Here is a 16308-nt window from a genome sequence, read left to right on the forward strand (position 1 = left end):
GTACAGAACCACTCCACAGGAGGACCCCAGTGGCGAAGGCGAAGTTCGAGCGGACTAAGCCGCACGTCAACATCGGCACCATCGGTCACATCGACCACGGTAAGACGACCCTCACGGCCGCCATTACCAAGGTGCTGCACGACGCGTACCCGGACCTGAACGAGGCCACCCCGTTCGACAACATCGACAAGGCGCCCGAGGAGCGCCAGCGCGGTATCACCATCTCCATCGCGCACGTCGAGTACCAGACCGAGGCGCGTCACTACGCCCACGTCGACTGCCCGGGTCACGCGGACTACATCAAGAACATGATCACCGGTGCCGCGCAGATGGACGGCGCGATCCTGGTGGTCGCCGCCACCGACGGCCCGATGCCGCAGACCAAGGAGCACGTGCTCCTGGCCCGCCAGGTCGGCGTCCCGTACATCGTCGTCGCCCTGAACAAGGCCGACATGGTGGACGACGAGGAGATCCTGGAGCTCGTCGAGCTCGAGGTCCGTGAGCTCCTCTCCGAGTACGAGTTCCCGGGCGACGACGTCCCGGTCGTCAAGGTTTCCGCTCTGAAGGCCCTCGAGGGCGAGCAGGAGTGGGTGGACTCCGTCCTCAACCTGATGAAGGCCGTCGACGAGTCGATCCCGCAGCCGGAGCGCGACGTCGACAAGCCGTTCCTCATGCCGATCGAGGACGTCTTCACGATCACCGGTCGCGGTACGGTCGTCACCGGCCGTATCGAGCGTGGTGTCCTGAAGGTCAACGAGACCGTCGACATCATCGGCATCAAGACCGAGAAGACCACCACCACGGTCACCGGCATCGAGATGTTCCGCAAGCTGCTCGACGAGGGCCAGGCCGGTGAGAACGTCGGTCTGCTCCTCCGTGGCATCAAGCGCGAGGACGTCGAGCGCGGCCAGGTCATCATCAAGCCGGGCTCGGTCACCCCGCACACCGAGTTCGAGGCCCAGGCCTACATCCTGTCCAAGGACGAGGGTGGCCGCCACACGCCGTTCTTCAACAACTACCGGCCGCAGTTCTACTTCCGTACGACGGACGTGACCGGCGTCGTGACCCTCCCCGAGGGCACCGAGATGGTCATGCCGGGTGACAACACCGAGATGTCGGTGGCGCTCATCCAGCCCATCGCCATGGAGGAGGGCCTGAAGTTCGCCATCCGTGAGGGTGGCCGCACCGTGGGCGCCGGCCAGGTCACCAAGATCACGAAGTAAGTTCCGCTTGCTTCGAGGTCCTCTGACCTAGGAGAGGCCCGTACGACACTCCGTCGTACGGGCCTCTTCGGCGTTCCCGGGCCCCGGGGCGCGTCAACCCGGCACCGCGGAACACACCGTGACGGGAAGCGGCGCGCACCGGTTGAAGGTCTCGGCGGCCGGGGCGACGGCCGAGGCGGCGGTGAGGAGCGGTGATGGACGGTGTGACGGGCCCGTACGGGGCCTTCGGAGCGAGGAGCGGTCTGACGTCCGTGCCGGCCGTGAAACGCGCGGCGGCCAGGGCCCTGGAGGAGCACATCGAACCGGGCACCCGTACGGCCGGGGCGTGGGCCGGCGAGCAGACCGCCGCGGCGGTGCGGGCGCTCGGCGCGCGGGACGGCGACGGCTGGCTGGCCGCCGGGGCGCTGCACGCGGCCCACGAGGCCTGGACCGGCCAGGTCGCGAACCTGCTGGACCGGCTGGGCGCGGAGCGGGACGCGCTGCGCGCCGCGAACACGGTGCTGACCGGCGCCGACATCGCCGCAGGGAGCGCGCTGCGCGGGCTGTCCGCGCTGGACCGGTACTGAGGCCGGCCGGGCATGCCGACGTACCACGAGATCATGACCGCCGACCTGGGCGCGCTCGCCACCGCGGCCGAGCGCTGGGAGGGCATGGCGGGGGAGTTCGAGAAGCACGAGCGCTCCTACCGGAGGGACGTCCACGCCGTCTCGGCGGCCCCCGTCTCCTGGGCGGGCATGAGCGCGGAGGCGGCGCACGGGCGGTTCGCCGTGACGCTGCGGGAGTACGCGCACGCCCAGACCGAGGCGAGGGCGGTCGCCGCGCTGCTGCGGGACGCGCAGGACCGGTTCACCGAGTTGCGGGCCCGGCTGACGGCGGTGCGCCGGGAGGCACTGGAGGCGGGGCTGCGGGTGTCGGACGGCGGCCTCGTCTCGGCGGACCCCGGCGCGGCGGCCGGGGGGACCGGCGGGCGGGCGCCGCGCTCCTGGCAGGACCGCATCGACCGTGCCGTACGGGACGTCGGGGACGCCGACGCCGGGGTCAGGACCGCGCTGCGGGCGGCGGTCGCCGACACGGGCGGCCCGGCCGGGAGCCGCGGCTTCAACGGCCGCGCGGTGGGCGACGTCGAGGCGTACGAGGCGCTGGCGGCGGACCGCATCCTGGCGAGGCTGGCCCGGGGTGCGGCCTTGTCGGCGCGGGAGCGCGCGGAACTGGAGCGCCTGTTCCGGGACAACGCGGGGGACGAGGCGTTCGCCCGGACCCTGCTGACGGATCTGGGCGCGGCCGGCACCGTCCGGCTGGCCAACCGGCTCGGCGACCTGCTGCACGCCGGCGGACCGGACGGCGCGGGCCCGCGGTCCTGGTCGCGCATCGAGTCCGGGCTGGCCGACTCCCTGGCCACGGCCACCCGGGACACCGACTCGCAGTGGTACCGGAACTGGCGGGCCGACCTGCGGCACGCGGGCGCCGAACGGTACGCCACCCGGGTGCAGGGGGCGCGGCTGGACCGGGCGGTGGGCTACCAGTCGCTGGTGACGCTGATGCGGGCGGGGCACGGGTACGCGCCGGGCATGCTGGAGGACCTGACCGACGACCTGATCGCCACGGAGCGGAGCCGGCCGGGGATCTGGCGGCTGAAGGGCGACTACGCCGGCCGGCACGGGGGCTGGTTCGCCAACGACCCGGTGGACGGCGCGCTGGGCCTCATGAGCCGGGACCCGGCCACGGCGGCGCACTACCTCTCCGCGGACGCGCACATGAGGTACCTGATGGCGGAGCGGGACTGGAACGTCACGCTGCACGTGCACCAGACGCCCACGTCCACGGTGTACCCGGCGGGGCCCGACGCGGACGACCCGAGGCCAAGCCCCTCTTCGACAAGGCGATCAGCTTCATCCCGGTCGCCGCCGACGACGTCCAGGAGGGCTTCGACTACGTGACGGACAAATGGCTGGAGGACGAGGAGAAGCGGCGGGGGGAGGAGCGGGCGGAAGAGAACATCAAGCACTACCAGCGAAGGAACGGCCAGCTGATGGCTCTGTCGAATGAGTGGATCAGGACGCGTGCCCTGGGGGAGCAAGGGCGTTTCGCGTCCGGAGCGCAGATCAACGAAGCGGCGGAGAGTGGTGCCGCTCACACCTCCGGTCTCTCGGGACAGCGGTAGTGAGCGCACGCAGGTCGTTTGCGGCGGCGAGTGCCGTCGCCTCACTGCTGGCACTGACACTGGCGTGCGCCCACGACGCCGAGCCCGCACTGCCGGGCGCACTTTGCGGCACGTCCGTCGATCCCGACCTCACCCGGCAACTCATCCGTACGGGGCGCGACCTCCGTGAATACAACAGGGTCGACCGGCTGGACGCGGTGTCAGCGCCTTGCGTACTGCTGACGGACAACAGGCCGATCATGAACCTGCACTTCTGGTGGACGACTGGCCCTGTGGACTTCAAGTACATGGCGGAAGAGACCGGATCGGTGTCCCGCGTAACCGCTCCTCGGCCCATCGACTTCCAGTACAGAGCAGTCGTCGGCAGCGATGGCGCACTCGCCGAGGCCCCCTGCAAAACCAAGCGCGGCGGCTACTTCACCCTCACCCTCCAGTTGCCGCGGATCAAGCTCACGGATCAGTCGCACCGCAGGGACATCGAACGGTTCATGCGGGCCTACTTCCCCGCCACCGTCGGGACCCTGGGGTGTTCCTGAGGTGCGCGGCGCGGGGCTCGGCGGTTTGACCTACGTCACCTTCGGGGTAATCTCTTCGACTCGATTGGCGGACAGGGCGCACCGTATGGCAGACTGTCCGAGTTGCTCGGTCGAGTGTTGATGCTGCGCGCCTCCCGCCGGGAGGACCGGAAGCGAGTCCCACAGTACTCGTCGTCCTAACTGCCCTCGGGCAGCACTGGGGCGGACGTACGGGAATCTTCCGGGAAGTGTGAGCGCGGCACCGGCCAGGCACCCGGTGGGCCCGAGGTCCCCGGTCCGCGGTTTCCGGAAGGGCCGTGCGCATTCCTGCAGGGATGTCCGAACAAGGGACATCTGTGTCAGCGGGAGCGCGACACACCCGACCGCGTGGGTCGGAGGAGCAAGGGCAGCAGCAGGAATCCGCCGGGTTCCGGAGCGTTAGAAGAGACAGGACTACTGAGTAGCCATGGCGGGACAGAAGATCCGCATCCGGCTCAAGGCCTACGACCACGAGGTCATCGACTCCTCGGCGAAGAAGATCGTCGAGACGGTGACCCGCACTGGTGCGTCGGTCGCGGGCCCGGTGCCGCTGCCCACTGAGAAGAACGTGTACTGCGTCATCAAGTCGCCGCACAAGTACAAGGACTCGCGCGAGCACTTCGAGATGCGCACGCACAAGCGCCTGATCGACATCCTCGACCCGACCCCCAAGACCGTTGACTCTCTGATGCGACTCGACCTCCCGGCCGGTGTCGACATCGAGATCAAGCTCTGAGGCTGGTGGGCTGAGAATGGCTAAGCAGATCAAGGGCATCCTGGGCGAGAAGCTCGGCATGACGCAGGTGTGGGACGAGAACAACCGTGTTGTTCCGGTCACCGTCGTCAAGGCCGGCCCCAACGTCGTCACCCAGGTCCGTACGAACGATGTCGACGGCTACGAGTCCGTCCAGATCGCCTTCGGCGAGATCGACCCGCGCAAGGTGAACAAGCCCCTCAAGGGCCACTTCGCGAAGGCCGACGTCACCCCCCGCCGCCACCTCGTCGAGATCCGCACCGCGGACGCCTCCGAGTACACGCTGGGCCAGGAGATCTCCGCTGAGGTCTTCGAGGCGGGCGTCAAGGTGGACGTGACCGGCAAGAGCAAGGGCAAGGGCTTCGCCGGTGTCATGAAGCGTCACAACTTCAAGGGCCTCGGCGCCGGACACGGCACCCAGCGCAAGCACCGCTCGCCCGGTTCCATCGGTGGCTGCGCCACCCCGGGCCGCGTGTTCAAGGGCCTCCGCATGGCGGGTCGTATGGGCAACGAGCGGGTCACCACCCAGAACCTGACCGTCCACGCCGTTGACGCGGAGAAGGGTCTGCTGCTCATCAAGGGCGCGGTTCCCGGTCCGAACGGCGGCCTCGTCCTGGTCCGCACCGCGGCCAAGGGGGCCTGAGGTAACCGATGAGCACTGTTGACATCCTCTCGCCGGCGGGCGACAAGGCCGGTTCCGTCGAGCTCCCCGCGGAGATCTTCGACGCCAAGGTCAGCGTCCCGCTGATCCACCAGGTCGTCGTCGCGCAGCTGGCCGCTGCCCGTCAGGGCACGCACAAGACCAAGACCCGTGGCGAAGTCCGTGGTGGTGGCAAGAAGCCGTACCGCCAGAAGGGCACCGGTCGCGCCCGCCAAGGCTCGACCCGCGCGCCGCAGTTCGCCGGTGGTGGCGTCGTGCACGGCCCGCAGCCGCGTGACTACTCGCAGCGCACCCCGAAGAAGATGAAGGCCGCCGCCCTGCGCGGCGCCCTCACCGACCGGGCGCGCCACAACCGCATCCACGTCGTCTCCGGCGTGGTCGAGGGCGCGAACCCGTCCACGAAGGCCGCCAAGTCGCTGTTCGGCAAGATCTCGGAGCGCAAGAACCTGCTCCTGGTCGTCGACCGCGCCGACGAGGCCGCGTGGCTGTCCGCCCGCAACCTGCCCCAGGTCCACATCCTGGAGCCGGGCCAGCTGAACACGTACGACGTTCTCGTCTCGGACGACGTGGTCTTCACCCAGGCCGCTTTCGAGTCCTTCGTGTCTGGCCCCAAGGCCGCTGACACCGAAGGGAGCGAAGCCTGATGGCTACGCGTCACCCGAGCATTGCCTCGAAGGCCGCCAAGGCGGCCAAGGCCGCGCGCGTCGCCAAGGCGCGTCGCCACGCCACCGAGGGCAAGAACACCGTCGAGACCCCGCTGAGCAAGTCGTACACGGACCCCCGTGACGTCCTGCTGAAGCCGGTCGTCTCCGAGAAGAGCTACGCGCTCCTCGACGAGAACAAGTACACGTTCATCGTCGACCCGAACGCCAACAAGACCCAGATCAAGCAGGCCGTCCAGGCGGTCTTCTCGGTCAAGGTCACCGGGGTCAACACGATCAACCGCCAGGGCAAGCGCAAGCGCACGAAGACCGGTTTCGGTCAGCGTGCCGGCAGCAAGCGCGCGATCGTGACCCTCGCCGAGGGCGACCGTATCGACATCTTCGGCGGTCCGACCGCGTAAGCGGGTCGGATCGTCCGATATCGGACGAGGACTGAGAAATGGGAATCCGCAAGTACAAGCCGACTACGCCGGGCCGTCGTGGCGCCAGCGTCGCCGACTTCGTCGAGGTCACGCGGTCCACGCCGGAGAAGTCGCTGGTCCGTCCCCTGCACAGCAAGGGCGGCCGTAACAACGCCGGTCGTGTGACCGTTCGCCACCAGGGTGGCGGACACAAGCGCGCCTACCGCGTGATCGACTTCCGTCGTCACGACAAGGACGGCGTGCCGGCGAAGGTCGCGCACATCGAGTACGACCCCAACCGCACCGCGCGCATCGCGCTGCTGCACTACGCCGACGGCGAGAAGCGCTACATCCTCGCCCCGCGCAACCTGCAGCAGGGTGACCACGTCGAGAACGGTCCCGGGGCCGACATCAAGCCGGGCAACAACCTGGCCCTCCGCAACATCCCGGTCGGTACCACGATCCACGCGATCGAGCTCCGTCCCGGTGGCGGTGCCAAGTTCGCCCGCTCCGCCGGTGCCTCCGTGCAGCTGCTCGCGAAGGAGGGCGCCTACGCCCACCTGCGCATGCCGTCCGGTGAGATCCGCCTGGTCGACGTCCGCTGCCGCGCCACCGTCGGTGAGGTCGGCAACGCCGAGCAGAGCAACATCAACTGGGGCAAGGCGGGCCGCAAGCGGTGGCTGGGCGTTCGCCCGACCGTCCGTGGTGTCGTGATGAACCCGGTCGACCACCCGCACGGTGGTGGTGAGGGCCGGACCTCCGGTGGCCGCCACCCTGTGTCCCCGTGGGGCAAGAAGGAAGGCCGTACTCGTTCGCCCAAGAAGGCGTCGAACAAGTACATCGTCCGCCGCCGCAAGACGAACAAGAAGCGCTAAGGACGGGTTGAGATGCCTCGTAGCTTGAAGAAGGGGCCCTTCGTCGACGACCACCTGATCAAGAAGGTGGACACGCAGAACGAAGCCGGCACCAAGAACGTCATCAAGACCTGGTCCCGTCGCTCGATGATCGTCCCGGCCATGCTCGGTCACACGATCGCGGTGCACAACGGCAAGACCCACATCCCGGTGTTCGTCACCGAGTCGATGGTCGGCCACAAGCTCGGCGAGTTCTCGCCGACCCGCACCTTCCGGGGCCACGTCAAGGACGACCGGAAGTCGAAGCGCCGCTAGTAGCGGATCGCATTCAGACACGTAAGTAACTGAGAGGGACAACCATGGAAGCCAGGGCCCAGGCGCGGTACATCCGCGTTACGCCCATGAAGGCCCGCCGCGTGGTGGACCTTATCCGTGGCATGGATGCCACGGAGGCTCAGGCTGTTCTGCGATTCGCTCCGCAGGCAGCCTCCGTGCCGGTCGGCAAGGTGCTCGACAGCGCCATCGCCAACGCCGCGCACAACTACGACCACACCGACGCCGACAGCCTCTTCATTTCCGAGGCTTACGTCGACGAGGGCCCGACCCTGAAGCGGTTCCGGCCGCGTGCCCAGGGCCGTGCCTACCGGATCCGCAAGCGGACCAGCCACATCACCGTGGTCGTCAGCAGCAAGGAAGGAACCCGGTAATGGGCCAGAAGGTTAACCCGCATGGGTTCCGGCTCGGTGTCACGACCGACTTCAAGTCGCGTTGGTACGCCGACAAGCTGTACAAGGACTACGTCAAGGAAGACGTCGCCATCCGTCGGATGATGACGTCCGGCATGGAGCGCGCCGGCATCTCGAAGGTTGAGATCGAGCGCACCCGTGACCGCGTGCGGGTGGACATCCACACCGCTCGTCCGGGCATCGTCATCGGCCGCCGTGGCGCCGAGGCCGACCGCATCCGCGGCGACCTCGAGAAGCTCACGGGCAAGCAGGTCCAGCTGAACATCCTCGAGGTCAAGAACCCCGAGACCGACGCTCAGCTCGTGGCCCAGGCCGTTGCCGAGCAGCTCTCCTCCCGCGTCTCCTTCCGCCGTGCCATGCGCAAGAGCATGCAGTCGGCGATGAAGGCCGGCGCCAAGGGCATCAAGATCCAGTGCGGCGGCCGCCTCGGCGGCGCCGAGATGTCCCGCTCGGAGTTCTACCGCGAGGGCCGCGTGCCCCTGCACACGCTCCGTGCGAACGTGGACTACGGCTTCTTCGAGGCCAAGACGACCTTCGGCCGCATCGGCGTGAAGGTCTGGATCTACAAGGGCGACGTGAAGAACATCGCCGAGGTCCGCGCCGAGAACGCTGCGGCCCGTGCGGGTAACCGCCCGGCCCGTGGCGGTGCCGACCGCCCGGCCCGTGGTGGCCGTGGTGGCGAGCGGCGCGGTCGCAAGCCGCAGCAGGCTGCCGGCGCCGAGGCCCCCAAGGCCGAGGCTCCCGCGTCCGCTCCGGCTGAGAGCACCGGAACGGAGGCCTGACCGAAATGCTGATCCCCCGTAGGGTCAAGCACCGCAAGCAGCACCACCCGAAGCGCAACGGTATGTCCAAGGGTGGGACGCAGGTTGCGTTCGGCGAGTACGGCATCCAGGCGCTGACCCCGGCCTACGTGACGAACCGCCAGATCGAGGCGGCCCGTATCGCGATGACCCGCCACATCAAGCGTGGCGGCAAGGTCTGGATCAACATCTACCCGGACCGTCCGCTCACCAAGAAGCCGGCCGAGACCCGCATGGGTTCCGGTAAGGGTTCTCCGGAGTGGTGGATCGCCAACGTCAAGCCCGGACGTGTGATGTTCGAGCTGTCGTACCCCAACGAGAAGATCGCCCGTGAGGCGCTGACCCGTGCGGCCCACAAGCTGCCGATGAAGTGCCGGATCGTCAAGCGCGAGGCAGGTGAAGCGTGATGTCGGCCGGTACCAAGGCGTCCGAGCTGCGCGAGCTGGGCAACGAGGAGCTTCTGGGGAAGCTCCGCGAGGCCAAGGAAGAGCTGTTCAACCTCCGCTTCCAGGCGGCCACGGGACAGCTCGAGAACCACGGCCGTCTCAAGGCGGTCCGCAAGGACATCGCCCGGATCTACACCCTCATGCGTGAGCGTGAGCTCGGCATCGAGACGGTGGAGAACGCCTGATGAGCGAGAAGAACGTGACTGAGAACACCGAGGCGCGCGGTTTCCGCAAGACCCGTGAGGGTCTCGTCGTCAGCGACAAGATGGACAAGACCGTCGTCGTCGCCGTCGAGGACCGCGTGAAGCACGCGCTGTACGGCAAGGTCATCCGCCGTACCAACAAGCTCAAGGCGCACGACGAGCAGAACGCCGCGGGTGTCGGCGACCGCGTCCTCCTCATGGAGACCCGGCCGCTGTCCGCGTCGAAGCGCTGGCGCGTCGTCGAGATCCTCGAGAAGGCCAAGTAATTCCTGCGGGGCATTCCCCGCAGGTAAGTTCCGCCAGGCTCGGCAGGGGTCCTCTGTGTGAGGCCCCTGCCGGGAACCGGCAGACGATCAGGAGATAGACGTGATCCAGCAGGAGTCGCGACTGCGCGTCGCCGACAACACTGGTGCGAAGGAAATCCTTTGCATCCGTGTGCTCGGTGGCTCCGGTCGCCGCTACGCGGGCATCGGTGACGTCATCGTCGCCACCGTCAAGGACGCGATCCCCGGTGGCAACGTGAAGAAGGGTGACGTCGTCAAGGCGGTCATCGTTCGCACCGTCAAGGAGCGCCGTCGTCCGGACGGCTCGTACATCCGCTTCGACGAGAACGCCGCCGTCATTCTGAAGAACGACGGCGACCCTCGCGGCACCCGCATCTTCGGCCCGGTCGGCCGGGAGCTGCGCGAGAAGAAGTTCATGAAGATCATCTCGCTCGCGCCGGAGGTGCTGTAAGCATGAAGATCAAGAAGGGCGACCTGGTCCAGGTCATCACCGGTAAGGACAAGGGCAAGCAGGGCAAGGTCATCGCGGCCTACCCCCGCGAGGACCGCGTCCTGGTCGAGGGTGTCAACCGGGTCAAGAAGCACACCAAGGCCGGCCCGACCGCCAGCGGTTCGCAGGCCGGCGGCATCGTGACCACCGAGGCCCCCATCCACGTGTCCAACGTTCAGCTGGTCGTGGAGAAGGACGGTCAGAAGGTCGCCACGCGTGTCGGTTACCGCTTCGACGACGAAGGCAACAAGATCCGCGTTGCCAAGCGGACGGGTGAGGACATCTGATGGCTACCACCACCACTCCGCGTCTGAAGACGAAGTACCGCGAGGAGATCGCGGGCAAGCTGCGTGACGAGTTCAAGTACGAGAACGTCATGCAGGTTCCCGGCCTCGTCAAGATCGTGGTCAACATGGGTGTCGGCGACGCCGCCCGTGACTCGAAGCTGATCGATGGCGCGATCCGCGACCTGACCACCATCACCGGTCAGAAGCCGGCCGTCACCAAGGCCCGCAAGTCCATCGCGCAGTTCAAGCTGCGCGAGGGTCAGCCGATCGGTGCCCACGTCACGCTCCGTGGCGACCGCATGTGGGAGTTCCTGGACCGCACCCTGTCGCTCGCGCTGCCGCGCATCCGCGACTTCCGCGGCCTGTCCCCCAAGCAGTTCGACGGCCGTGGCAACTACACCTTCGGTCTCACGGAGCAGGTCATGTTCCACGAGATCGACCAGGACAAGATCGACCGTGTCCGGGGTATGGACATCACCGTGGTCACCACGGCGACCAACGACGCTGAGGGCCGTGCGCTCCTTCGTCACCTCGGCTTCCCGTTCAAGGAGGCGTGAGCGAGATGGCGAAGAAGGCTCTGATCGCTAAGGCTGCTCGCAAGCCCAAGTTCGGTGTGCGTGGCTACACCCGCTGCCAGCGCTGCGGCCGTCCGCACTCCGTGTACCGTAAGTTCGGCCTCTGCCGCGTGTGCCTTCGTGAGATGGCTCACCGTGGCGAGCTGCCGGGCGTGACCAAGAGCTCCTGGTAATCCCGGTAATTAGGGATTCCTGAAGCTCTCGGTAAGCATCTGGGTCGGCAGGGGCCCTTCTCCGCATGCCGTAGGCTTGCGGGGTTGGGCGCCTGCTGCGCCCGTACGACTTACTACGCCGTAGGTCCACCGCGCCGCACCCGTCCCGTCTCGGATCGGGGAGAGGGATGGCGCACCAGGAAACCCCGGCGAGAGAGGCCGAAGGCCAATTCATGACCATGACTGATCCGATCGCAGACATGCTTACGCGTCTGCGGAACGCGAACTCGGCATACCACGACTCCGTGACGATGCCGGCATCGAAGATCAAGTCGCACATCGCGGAGATCCTCCAGCAGGAGGGCTTCATCACGGGCTGGAAGGTCGAGGACGCCGAGGTCGGCAAGAACCTCGTTCTCGAGCTGAAGTTCGGCCCGAACCGTGAGCGCTCCATCGCGGGCATCAAGCGGATCTCCAAGCCCGGTCTCCGGGTGTACGCGAAGTCCACCAACCTGCCGAAGGTGCTGGGCGGCCTGGGCGTGGCGATCATCTCCACGTCGCACGGGCTCCTCACCGACAAGCAGGCCGGTAAGAAGGGCGTGGGTGGGGAAGTCCTCGCCTACGTCTGGTAGCGGAAGGGAACGGAGGAAACAGCTATGTCGCGTATTGGCAAGCTCCCCATCACGGTTCCCGCCGGCGTGGACGTCACCATCGACGGCCGTACGGTCTCGGTCAAGGGCCCCAAGGGCTCGCTGACCCACACCGTCGTGGCGCCGATCGACATCGCCAAGGGCGAGGACGGCACCCTGCAGGTGACCCGCCCCAACGACGAGCGTCAGAGCAAGGCCCTGCACGGCCTGTCCCGCACGCTGGTGGCGAACATGATCACCGGCGTGACCGAGGGTTACGTGAAGAAGCTCGAAATCAGCGGTGTCGGTTACCGCGTGACGGCCAAGGGCTCGAACCTCGAATTCGCGCTCGGCTACAGCCACCCGATCCTGATCGAGGCCCCCGAGGGCATCACCTTCAAGGTGGACAGCCCGACCCGCTTCCAGGTCGAGGGCATCGACAAGCAGAAGGTCGGCGAGGTTGCGGCCAACATCCGCAAGCTGCGCAAGCCCGACCCGTACAAGGCCAAGGGCGTCAAGTACGAGGGCGAAGTCATCCGCCGCAAGGTCGGAAAGGCGGGTAAGTAAGCCATGGCATACGGGCAGAAGATCCTCAAGGGCGACGCCTACAAGCGCGCCGCGATCAAGCGCCGTCACATCCGGATCCGCAAGCGGATCGCCGGTACGGCGGAGCGTCCCCGTCTGGTCGTGACCCGCTCCAACCGCCACATCGTGGCGCAGGTGATCGACGACCTCAAGGGCCACACCCTGGCGTCCGCGTCCACTCTGGACGCGTCCGTCCGCGGTGGCGAGGGCGACAAGTCCGCGCAGGCCAAGCAGGTCGGCGCCCTGGTCGCCGAGCGCGCCAAGGCCGCCGGTGTCGAGGCTGTCGTGTTCGACCGTGGTGGCAACCAGTACGCCGGGCGCATCGCCGCCCTGGCGGACGCCGCCCGCGAAGCCGGGCTCAAGTTCTGAGCCTGCCGTAGCTAGCGGAAACGAAGAGAGGTAATTCCAATGGCTGGACCCCAGCGCCGCGGTGGCGGTGCCGGTGGCGGCGAGCGGCGGGACCGGAAGGGCCGTGACGGCGGCGCTGCTGCCGCCGAGAAGACCGCGTACGTCGAGCGTGTCGTCGCGATCAACCGCGTCGCCAAGGTTGTGAAGGGTGGTCGTCGCTTCAGCTTCACCGCGCTGGTCGTGGTGGGCGACGGTGACGGCACCGTGGGTGTCGGTTACGGCAAGGCCAAGGAGGTGCCGGCCGCCATCGCCAAGGGTGTTGAGGAGGCCAAGAAGCACTTCTTCAAGGTCCCCCGTATCCAGGGCACCATCCCGCACCCCATCCAGGGTGAGAAGGCTGCCGGCGTCGTGCTGCTCAAGCCCGCGTCCCCCGGTACCGGTGTCATCGCCGGTGGTCCGGTGCGCGCCGTGCTCGAGTGCGCCGGTATCCACGACGTGCTGTCGAAGTCGCTCGGCTCCGACAACGCGATCAACATCGTGCACGCCACCGTGGCGGCCCTGAAGGGTCTGCAGCGTCCCGAGGAGATCGCGGCCCGCCGTGGTCTGCCGCTCGAGGACGTCGCTCCCGCGGCTCTGCTCCGTGCGCGTGCCGGGGCGGGTGCGTAATCATGGCGCAGCTCAAGATCACGCAGGTCAAGTCCTACATCGGCAGCAAGCAGAACCACCGTGACACCCTGCGTTCCCTTGGTCTCAAGGGCATCAACACGCAGGTCGTCAAGGAGGACCGCCCCGAGTTCCGCGGCATGGTGCACACCGTCCGCCACCTCGTGACGGTCGAGGAGGTCGACTGATCATGGCGGAGCAGAACCCGCTCAAGATCCACAACCTCCGTCCCGCCCCGGGCGCCAAGACCGCCAAGACCCGTGTGGGTCGTGGTGAGGCGTCGAAGGGTAAGACGGCCGGTCGTGGTACCAAGGGCACGAAGGCCCGTTACCAGGTTCCGGAGCGCTTCGAGGGTGGCCAGATGCCGCTCCACATGCGCCTCCCGAAGCTGAAGGGCTTCAGGAACCCGTTCAAGACCGAGTACCAGGTCGTGAACCTCGACAAGCTGGCCGCGCTCTACCCCGAGGGTGGCGAGGTCACGGTCGAGGGCCTGGTGGCCAAGGGTGCCGTTCGCAAGAACAGCCTGGTCAAGGTCCTCGGCCAGGGTGAGGTCTCCGTGGCGCTGCAGGTGACGGTCGACGCCGTCTCCGGCTCCGCCAAGGAGAAGATCACCGCCGCCGGCGGCACGGTCACCGAGCTCGTCTGACTCCTTCGGACGACGCGTCGATGACGTAGACGAACCCGACCGGGGATACCTCACAATGAGGTATCCCCGGTTGGTCGTTCCTAGGGGGGCGGTGTCGCCGGTAAGGTGGCCTGCACTGTTCTTTTCCGTATTCGTCGAACCTCAAGACCGTCACCCTTGACGCAGTTGCGCGGGGGTCGCAGGAGGCACCGTGCTCACCGCGTTCGCCCGGGCGTTCAAGACGCCCGACCTGCGCAAGAAGCTGCTCTTCACGCTGGGCATCATCGTGGTCTACCGGGTCGGTACCCACATCCCGATCCCCGGCGTCAACTATCAGGCCGTCCAGCGGTGCGTGACCGAGGCACAGGGAAACCAGGGCCTCTTCGGTCTCGTGAACATGTTCAGCGGCGGTGCGCTGCTGCAGATCACGGTCTTCGCGCTCGGCATCATGCCCTACATCACGGCCAGCATCATCCTTCAGCTGCTGACCGTGGTGATCCCGCGCCTGGAGGCCCTGAAGAAGGAGGGCCAGGCCGGTACGGCGAAGATCACGCAGTACACCCGTTACCTGACCGTGGCGCTCGCCATCCTCCAGGGGACCGGCCTGGTGGCCACCGCCCGCAGCGGCGCCCTGTTCAACGGCTGCTCGGTCGCCACGAGCATCGTTCCGGACCAGGCGATCTTCACGACCATCACCATGGTCATCACCATGACCGCGGGTACGGCCGTCGTGATGTGGCTCGGTGAGCTGATCACCGACCGGGGCATCGGCAACGGCATGTCGATCCTGATGTTCATCTCGATCGCCGCGACCTTCCCGTCCGCGCTGTGGGCCATCAAGAAGCAGGGCACCCTGGCCGGCGGCTGGATCGAGTTCGGCACGGTCATCCTGGTCGGCCTGGTCATGGTCGCGCTCGTCGTCTTCGTCGAGCAGGCCCAGCGCCGCATCCCGGTGCAGTACGCGAAGCGCATGATCGGCCGGCGGTCCTACGGTGGTACCTCCACCTACATCCCGCTCAAGGTGAACCAGGCGGGTGTGATTCCCGTCATCTTCGCGTCGTCGCTGCTCTACATCCCGGCGCTCGTGGCGCAGTTCTCGGGCGGCAACTCGGGCTGGAAGACCTGGGTCGAGCAGAACCTGACCAAGGGCGACCACCCGATTTACATCACTACGTACTTCTTGCTCATCGTTTTCTTCGCGTTCTTCTACGTCGCCATCTCCTTCAACCCCGAGGAAGTGGCCGACAACATGAAGAAGTATGGTGGCTTCATCCCGGGCATCCGGGCTGGCCGACCGACCGCTGAGTACCTGAGCTACGTGCTCAACCGGATCACCTGGCCGGGTTCGCTGTATCTGGGTCTGATCGCTCTCGTGCCGACAATGGCGTTGGTGGGCTTCGGGGCAAGCCAGAACTTCCCCTTCGGCGGGACCAGCATCCTCATCATCGTGGGTGTCGGCCTGGAGACGGTGAAGCAGATCGAGAGCCAGCTCCAGCAGCGCAATTACGAAGGGTTCCTCCGCTGATGCGTATCGTCCTCGTCGGGCCGCCGGGTGCCGGTAAGGGAACGCAGGCCGTCCGGCTCGCAGAGAAGCTGGTCGTTCCGCACATCTCCACGGGAGACCTGTTCCGCGCCAACATCAGCCGCCAGACGGAGCTGGGCAAGCTCGCGAAGTCCTACATGGACGCCGGCAACCTCGTCCCGGACGAGGTGACCATCGCGATGGCCAAGGACCGCATGGAGCAGGCGGACGCGGAGAACGGCTTCCTGCTGGACGGCTTCCCGCGGAACGTCTCGCAGGCGGAGGCGCTGGACCGGCTGCTGCAGGCCGAGGGCATCACGCTGGACGCCGTCCTGGACCTCGAAGTACCCGAGGACGAGGTCGTCAAGCGGATCGCCGGCCGGCGCATCTGCCGCAACGACTCCTCGCACGTCTTCCACGTGACGTACAGCGCGCCGAAGCAGGAGGGCGTCTGCGACGTCTGCGGCGGCGAGCTGTACCAGCGCGACGACGACTCCGAGGACACGGTCCGCAAGCGACTCGAGGTCTACCACACGCAGACCGAGCCGATCATCGACTACTACAAGGCGCAGGGACTGGTCGTCACGATCTCCTCCCTCGGCCCGGTGGACGAGATCACGCAGCGGGCGCTGGAAGCCCTCAAGCGCGAGAAGGCCGAGCAGTAGGTCCCGGTCCTTCCGGCC

General features: G+C 67.3%; 28 protein-coding genes. All 28 read left to right on the plus strand.

Annotated features, from left to right (window positions below; translation table 11 throughout):
- The first annotated feature begins 29 nt into the window (after positions 1 to 29).
- The 28 genes from tuf to ACZ4K2_RS14400 all read left to right on the plus strand — a co-directional run bounded on the left by tuf (position 30) and on the right by ACZ4K2_RS14400 (position 16290).
- Complete coding sequence (gene tuf / locus ACZ4K2_RS14265) at positions 30 to 1223, plus strand: elongation factor Tu (protein WP_467476952.1); 1194 nt, start codon at positions 30 to 32, stop codon at positions 1221 to 1223.
- 194 nt (positions 1224 to 1417) lie between these two features.
- Positions 1418 to 1789, plus strand: a complete 372-nt coding sequence (locus ACZ4K2_RS14270; protein ID WP_467476955.1) for a hypothetical protein — start codon at positions 1418 to 1420, stop codon at positions 1787 to 1789.
- 12 nt (positions 1790 to 1801) lie between these two features.
- The gene (locus ACZ4K2_RS14275; protein ID WP_467476957.1) at positions 1802 to 3160 is read left to right on the plus strand and encodes a hypothetical protein; all 1359 of its coding nucleotides are present in this window, start codon (positions 1802 to 1804) and stop codon (positions 3158 to 3160) included.
- Positions 3157 to 3384, plus strand: coding sequence for a hypothetical protein (locus ACZ4K2_RS14280; protein ID WP_467476959.1), 228 nt, complete (start codon positions 3157 to 3159; stop codon positions 3382 to 3384). Before ACZ4K2_RS14275 ends, ACZ4K2_RS14280 begins: the two co-directional genes overlap by 4 nt.
- Complete coding sequence (locus ACZ4K2_RS14285) at positions 3384 to 3920, plus strand: hypothetical protein (protein ID WP_467476963.1); 537 nt, start codon at positions 3384 to 3386, stop codon at positions 3918 to 3920. The genes ACZ4K2_RS14280 and ACZ4K2_RS14285 overlap by 1 nt, the downstream gene beginning before the upstream one ends.
- Positions 3921 to 4365: 445 nt before the next feature.
- The gene (rpsJ, locus tag ACZ4K2_RS14290) at positions 4366 to 4674 is read left to right on the plus strand and encodes a 30S ribosomal protein S10 (protein WP_003948644.1); all 309 of its coding nucleotides are present in this window, start codon (positions 4366 to 4368) and stop codon (positions 4672 to 4674) included.
- 16 nt (positions 4675 to 4690) lie between these two features.
- Positions 4691 to 5335 (plus strand): 50S ribosomal protein L3, encoded by a 645-nt coding sequence (gene rplC / locus ACZ4K2_RS14295; protein WP_005481233.1) that lies wholly within the window; start codon positions 4691 to 4693, stop codon positions 5333 to 5335.
- An 8-nt stretch (positions 5336 to 5343) separates the two neighbouring features.
- Positions 5344 to 5997 carry a 50S ribosomal protein L4 gene (gene rplD, locus ACZ4K2_RS14300; RefSeq protein WP_145886673.1) on the plus strand — a complete coding sequence of 218 codons (654 nt, stop codon included), beginning with the start codon at positions 5344 to 5346 and terminating at the stop codon, positions 5995 to 5997.
- Positions 5997 to 6416 (plus strand): 50S ribosomal protein L23, encoded by a 420-nt coding sequence (gene rplW, locus ACZ4K2_RS14305; RefSeq protein ID WP_145886671.1) that lies wholly within the window; start codon positions 5997 to 5999, stop codon positions 6414 to 6416. The genes rplD and rplW overlap by 1 nt, the downstream gene beginning before the upstream one ends.
- 38 nt (positions 6417 to 6454) lie before the next feature.
- Positions 6455 to 7291 (plus strand): 50S ribosomal protein L2, encoded by an 837-nt coding sequence (rplB, locus tag ACZ4K2_RS14310; protein ID WP_467476969.1) that lies wholly within the window; start codon positions 6455 to 6457, stop codon positions 7289 to 7291.
- A 12-nt stretch (positions 7292 to 7303) separates the two neighbouring features.
- Positions 7304 to 7585 (plus strand): 30S ribosomal protein S19, encoded by a 282-nt coding sequence (gene rpsS, locus ACZ4K2_RS14315; RefSeq protein WP_003974263.1) that lies wholly within the window; start codon positions 7304 to 7306, stop codon positions 7583 to 7585.
- A 44-nt stretch (positions 7586 to 7629) separates the two neighbouring features.
- Entirely contained in the window at positions 7630 to 7977 is a 348-nt protein-coding gene (gene rplV / locus ACZ4K2_RS14320; protein ID WP_003974262.1) for a 50S ribosomal protein L22, read from the plus strand.
- Entirely contained in the window at positions 7977 to 8798 is an 822-nt protein-coding gene (gene rpsC / locus ACZ4K2_RS14325; protein ID WP_003998826.1) for a 30S ribosomal protein S3, read from the plus strand. Before rplV ends, rpsC begins: the two co-directional genes overlap by 1 nt.
- 5 nt (positions 8799 to 8803) lie before the next feature.
- On the plus strand, positions 8804 to 9223 hold the full coding sequence (gene rplP, locus ACZ4K2_RS14330) for a 50S ribosomal protein L16 (RefSeq protein WP_009190136.1): 420 nt from the start codon (positions 8804 to 8806) through the stop codon (positions 9221 to 9223).
- Positions 9223 to 9447: a 50S ribosomal protein L29 gene (rpmC, locus tag ACZ4K2_RS14335; protein WP_018564811.1), complete on the plus strand. Its 225-nt coding sequence runs from the start codon at positions 9223 to 9225 to the stop codon at positions 9445 to 9447. The genes rplP and rpmC overlap by 1 nt, the downstream gene beginning before the upstream one ends.
- On the plus strand, positions 9447 to 9731 hold the full coding sequence (gene rpsQ, locus ACZ4K2_RS14340; RefSeq protein WP_360990539.1) for a 30S ribosomal protein S17: 285 nt from the start codon (positions 9447 to 9449) through the stop codon (positions 9729 to 9731). Before rpmC ends, rpsQ begins: the two co-directional genes overlap by 1 nt.
- A 100-nt stretch (positions 9732 to 9831) precedes the next feature.
- Positions 9832 to 10200 (plus strand): 50S ribosomal protein L14, encoded by a 369-nt coding sequence (rplN, locus tag ACZ4K2_RS14345; RefSeq protein WP_003998823.1) that lies wholly within the window; start codon positions 9832 to 9834, stop codon positions 10198 to 10200.
- Positions 10201 to 10202: 2 nt separating this feature from the next.
- The gene (gene rplX, locus ACZ4K2_RS14350; RefSeq protein WP_467476974.1) at positions 10203 to 10526 is read left to right on the plus strand and encodes a 50S ribosomal protein L24; all 324 of its coding nucleotides are present in this window, start codon (positions 10203 to 10205) and stop codon (positions 10524 to 10526) included.
- Positions 10526 to 11083: a 50S ribosomal protein L5 gene (rplE, locus tag ACZ4K2_RS14355; protein ID WP_385161341.1), complete on the plus strand. Its 558-nt coding sequence runs from the start codon at positions 10526 to 10528 to the stop codon at positions 11081 to 11083. Before rplX ends, rplE begins: the two co-directional genes overlap by 1 nt.
- 5 nt (positions 11084 to 11088) lie before the next feature.
- Entirely contained in the window at positions 11089 to 11274 is a 186-nt protein-coding gene (locus ACZ4K2_RS14360) for a type Z 30S ribosomal protein S14 (RefSeq protein ID WP_003948630.1), read from the plus strand.
- 212 nt (positions 11275 to 11486) lie between these two features.
- Positions 11487 to 11885 (plus strand): 30S ribosomal protein S8, encoded by a 399-nt coding sequence (gene rpsH / locus ACZ4K2_RS14365; RefSeq protein WP_007384075.1) that lies wholly within the window; start codon positions 11487 to 11489, stop codon positions 11883 to 11885.
- A gap of 24 nt (positions 11886 to 11909) precedes the next feature.
- Complete coding sequence (gene rplF, locus ACZ4K2_RS14370) at positions 11910 to 12449, plus strand: 50S ribosomal protein L6 (RefSeq protein WP_467476978.1); 540 nt, start codon at positions 11910 to 11912, stop codon at positions 12447 to 12449.
- A 3-nt stretch (positions 12450 to 12452) separates the two neighbouring features.
- A complete protein-coding gene (gene rplR, locus ACZ4K2_RS14375; protein ID WP_030860987.1) occupies positions 12453 to 12836 on the plus strand; it encodes a 50S ribosomal protein L18 in 384 nt (127 codons plus the stop codon).
- Positions 12837 to 12875: 39 nt separating this feature from the next.
- The gene (gene rpsE / locus ACZ4K2_RS14380) at positions 12876 to 13481 is read left to right on the plus strand and encodes a 30S ribosomal protein S5 (RefSeq protein ID WP_003992370.1); all 606 of its coding nucleotides are present in this window, start codon (positions 12876 to 12878) and stop codon (positions 13479 to 13481) included.
- A gap of 2 nt (positions 13482 to 13483) precedes the next feature.
- Complete coding sequence (gene rpmD / locus ACZ4K2_RS14385; protein WP_003974250.1) at positions 13484 to 13666, plus strand: 50S ribosomal protein L30; 183 nt, start codon at positions 13484 to 13486, stop codon at positions 13664 to 13666.
- Between the two features lie 2 nt (positions 13667 to 13668).
- Positions 13669 to 14124: a 50S ribosomal protein L15 gene (gene rplO / locus ACZ4K2_RS14390; RefSeq protein ID WP_467476983.1), complete on the plus strand. Its 456-nt coding sequence runs from the start codon at positions 13669 to 13671 to the stop codon at positions 14122 to 14124.
- A 190-nt stretch (positions 14125 to 14314) separates the two neighbouring features.
- On the plus strand, positions 14315 to 15628 hold the full coding sequence (gene secY / locus ACZ4K2_RS14395) for a preprotein translocase subunit SecY (protein WP_467476985.1): 1314 nt from the start codon (positions 14315 to 14317) through the stop codon (positions 15626 to 15628).
- A complete protein-coding gene (locus ACZ4K2_RS14400) occupies positions 15628 to 16290 on the plus strand; it encodes an adenylate kinase (RefSeq protein WP_467476987.1) in 663 nt (220 codons plus the stop codon). Before secY ends, ACZ4K2_RS14400 begins: the two co-directional genes overlap by 1 nt.
- The last annotated feature ends 18 nt before the right edge of the window (positions 16291 to 16308 follow it).

The sequence above is a fragment of the Streptomyces sp. NPDC025833 genome, from assembly GCF_055558055.1.

What these genes read in the sequence shown, in the direction of transcription:
- ACZ4K2_RS14270 (WP_467476955.1), top strand. Translation starts at nt 1,418, where the DNA reads ATGGACGGTGTGACGGGCCCGTACGGGGCCTTCGGAGCGAGGAGCGGT.
- ACZ4K2_RS14275 (WP_467476957.1), top strand. Translation starts at nt 1,802, where the DNA reads ATGCCGACGTACCACGAGATCATGACCGCCGACCTGGGCGCGCTCGCC.
- rpsJ (WP_003948644.1), top strand. Translation starts at nt 4,366, where the DNA reads ATGGCGGGACAGAAGATCCGCATCCGGCTCAAGGCCTACGACCACGAG.
- rplC (WP_005481233.1), top strand. Translation starts at nt 4,691, where the DNA reads ATGGCTAAGCAGATCAAGGGCATCCTGGGCGAGAAGCTCGGCATGACG.
- rplD (WP_145886673.1), top strand. Translation starts at nt 5,344, where the DNA reads ATGAGCACTGTTGACATCCTCTCGCCGGCGGGCGACAAGGCCGGTTCC.
- rplW (WP_145886671.1), top strand. Translation starts at nt 5,997, where the DNA reads ATGGCTACGCGTCACCCGAGCATTGCCTCGAAGGCCGCCAAGGCGGCC.
- rplB (WP_467476969.1), top strand. Translation starts at nt 6,455, where the DNA reads ATGGGAATCCGCAAGTACAAGCCGACTACGCCGGGCCGTCGTGGCGCC.
- rpsS (WP_003974263.1), top strand. Translation starts at nt 7,304, where the DNA reads ATGCCTCGTAGCTTGAAGAAGGGGCCCTTCGTCGACGACCACCTGATC.
- rplV (WP_003974262.1), top strand. Translation starts at nt 7,630, where the DNA reads ATGGAAGCCAGGGCCCAGGCGCGGTACATCCGCGTTACGCCCATGAAG.
- rpsC (WP_003998826.1), top strand. Translation starts at nt 7,977, where the DNA reads ATGGGCCAGAAGGTTAACCCGCATGGGTTCCGGCTCGGTGTCACGACC.
- rplP (WP_009190136.1), top strand. Translation starts at nt 8,804, where the DNA reads ATGCTGATCCCCCGTAGGGTCAAGCACCGCAAGCAGCACCACCCGAAG.
- rpmC (WP_018564811.1), top strand. Translation starts at nt 9,223, where the DNA reads ATGTCGGCCGGTACCAAGGCGTCCGAGCTGCGCGAGCTGGGCAACGAG.
- rpsQ (WP_360990539.1), top strand. Translation starts at nt 9,447, where the DNA reads ATGAGCGAGAAGAACGTGACTGAGAACACCGAGGCGCGCGGTTTCCGC.
- rplX (WP_467476974.1), top strand. Translation starts at nt 10,203, where the DNA reads ATGAAGATCAAGAAGGGCGACCTGGTCCAGGTCATCACCGGTAAGGAC.
- rplE (WP_385161341.1), top strand. Translation starts at nt 10,526, where the DNA reads ATGGCTACCACCACCACTCCGCGTCTGAAGACGAAGTACCGCGAGGAG.
- ACZ4K2_RS14360 (WP_003948630.1), top strand. Translation starts at nt 11,089, where the DNA reads ATGGCGAAGAAGGCTCTGATCGCTAAGGCTGCTCGCAAGCCCAAGTTC.
- rpsH (WP_007384075.1), top strand. Translation starts at nt 11,487, where the DNA reads ATGACCATGACTGATCCGATCGCAGACATGCTTACGCGTCTGCGGAAC.
- rplF (WP_467476978.1), top strand. Translation starts at nt 11,910, where the DNA reads ATGTCGCGTATTGGCAAGCTCCCCATCACGGTTCCCGCCGGCGTGGAC.
- rplR (WP_030860987.1), top strand. Translation starts at nt 12,453, where the DNA reads ATGGCATACGGGCAGAAGATCCTCAAGGGCGACGCCTACAAGCGCGCC.
- rpsE (WP_003992370.1), top strand. Translation starts at nt 12,876, where the DNA reads ATGGCTGGACCCCAGCGCCGCGGTGGCGGTGCCGGTGGCGGCGAGCGG.
- rpmD (WP_003974250.1), top strand. Translation starts at nt 13,484, where the DNA reads ATGGCGCAGCTCAAGATCACGCAGGTCAAGTCCTACATCGGCAGCAAG.
- rplO (WP_467476983.1), top strand. Translation starts at nt 13,669, where the DNA reads ATGGCGGAGCAGAACCCGCTCAAGATCCACAACCTCCGTCCCGCCCCG.
- ACZ4K2_RS14400 (WP_467476987.1), top strand. Translation starts at nt 15,628, where the DNA reads ATGCGTATCGTCCTCGTCGGGCCGCCGGGTGCCGGTAAGGGAACGCAG.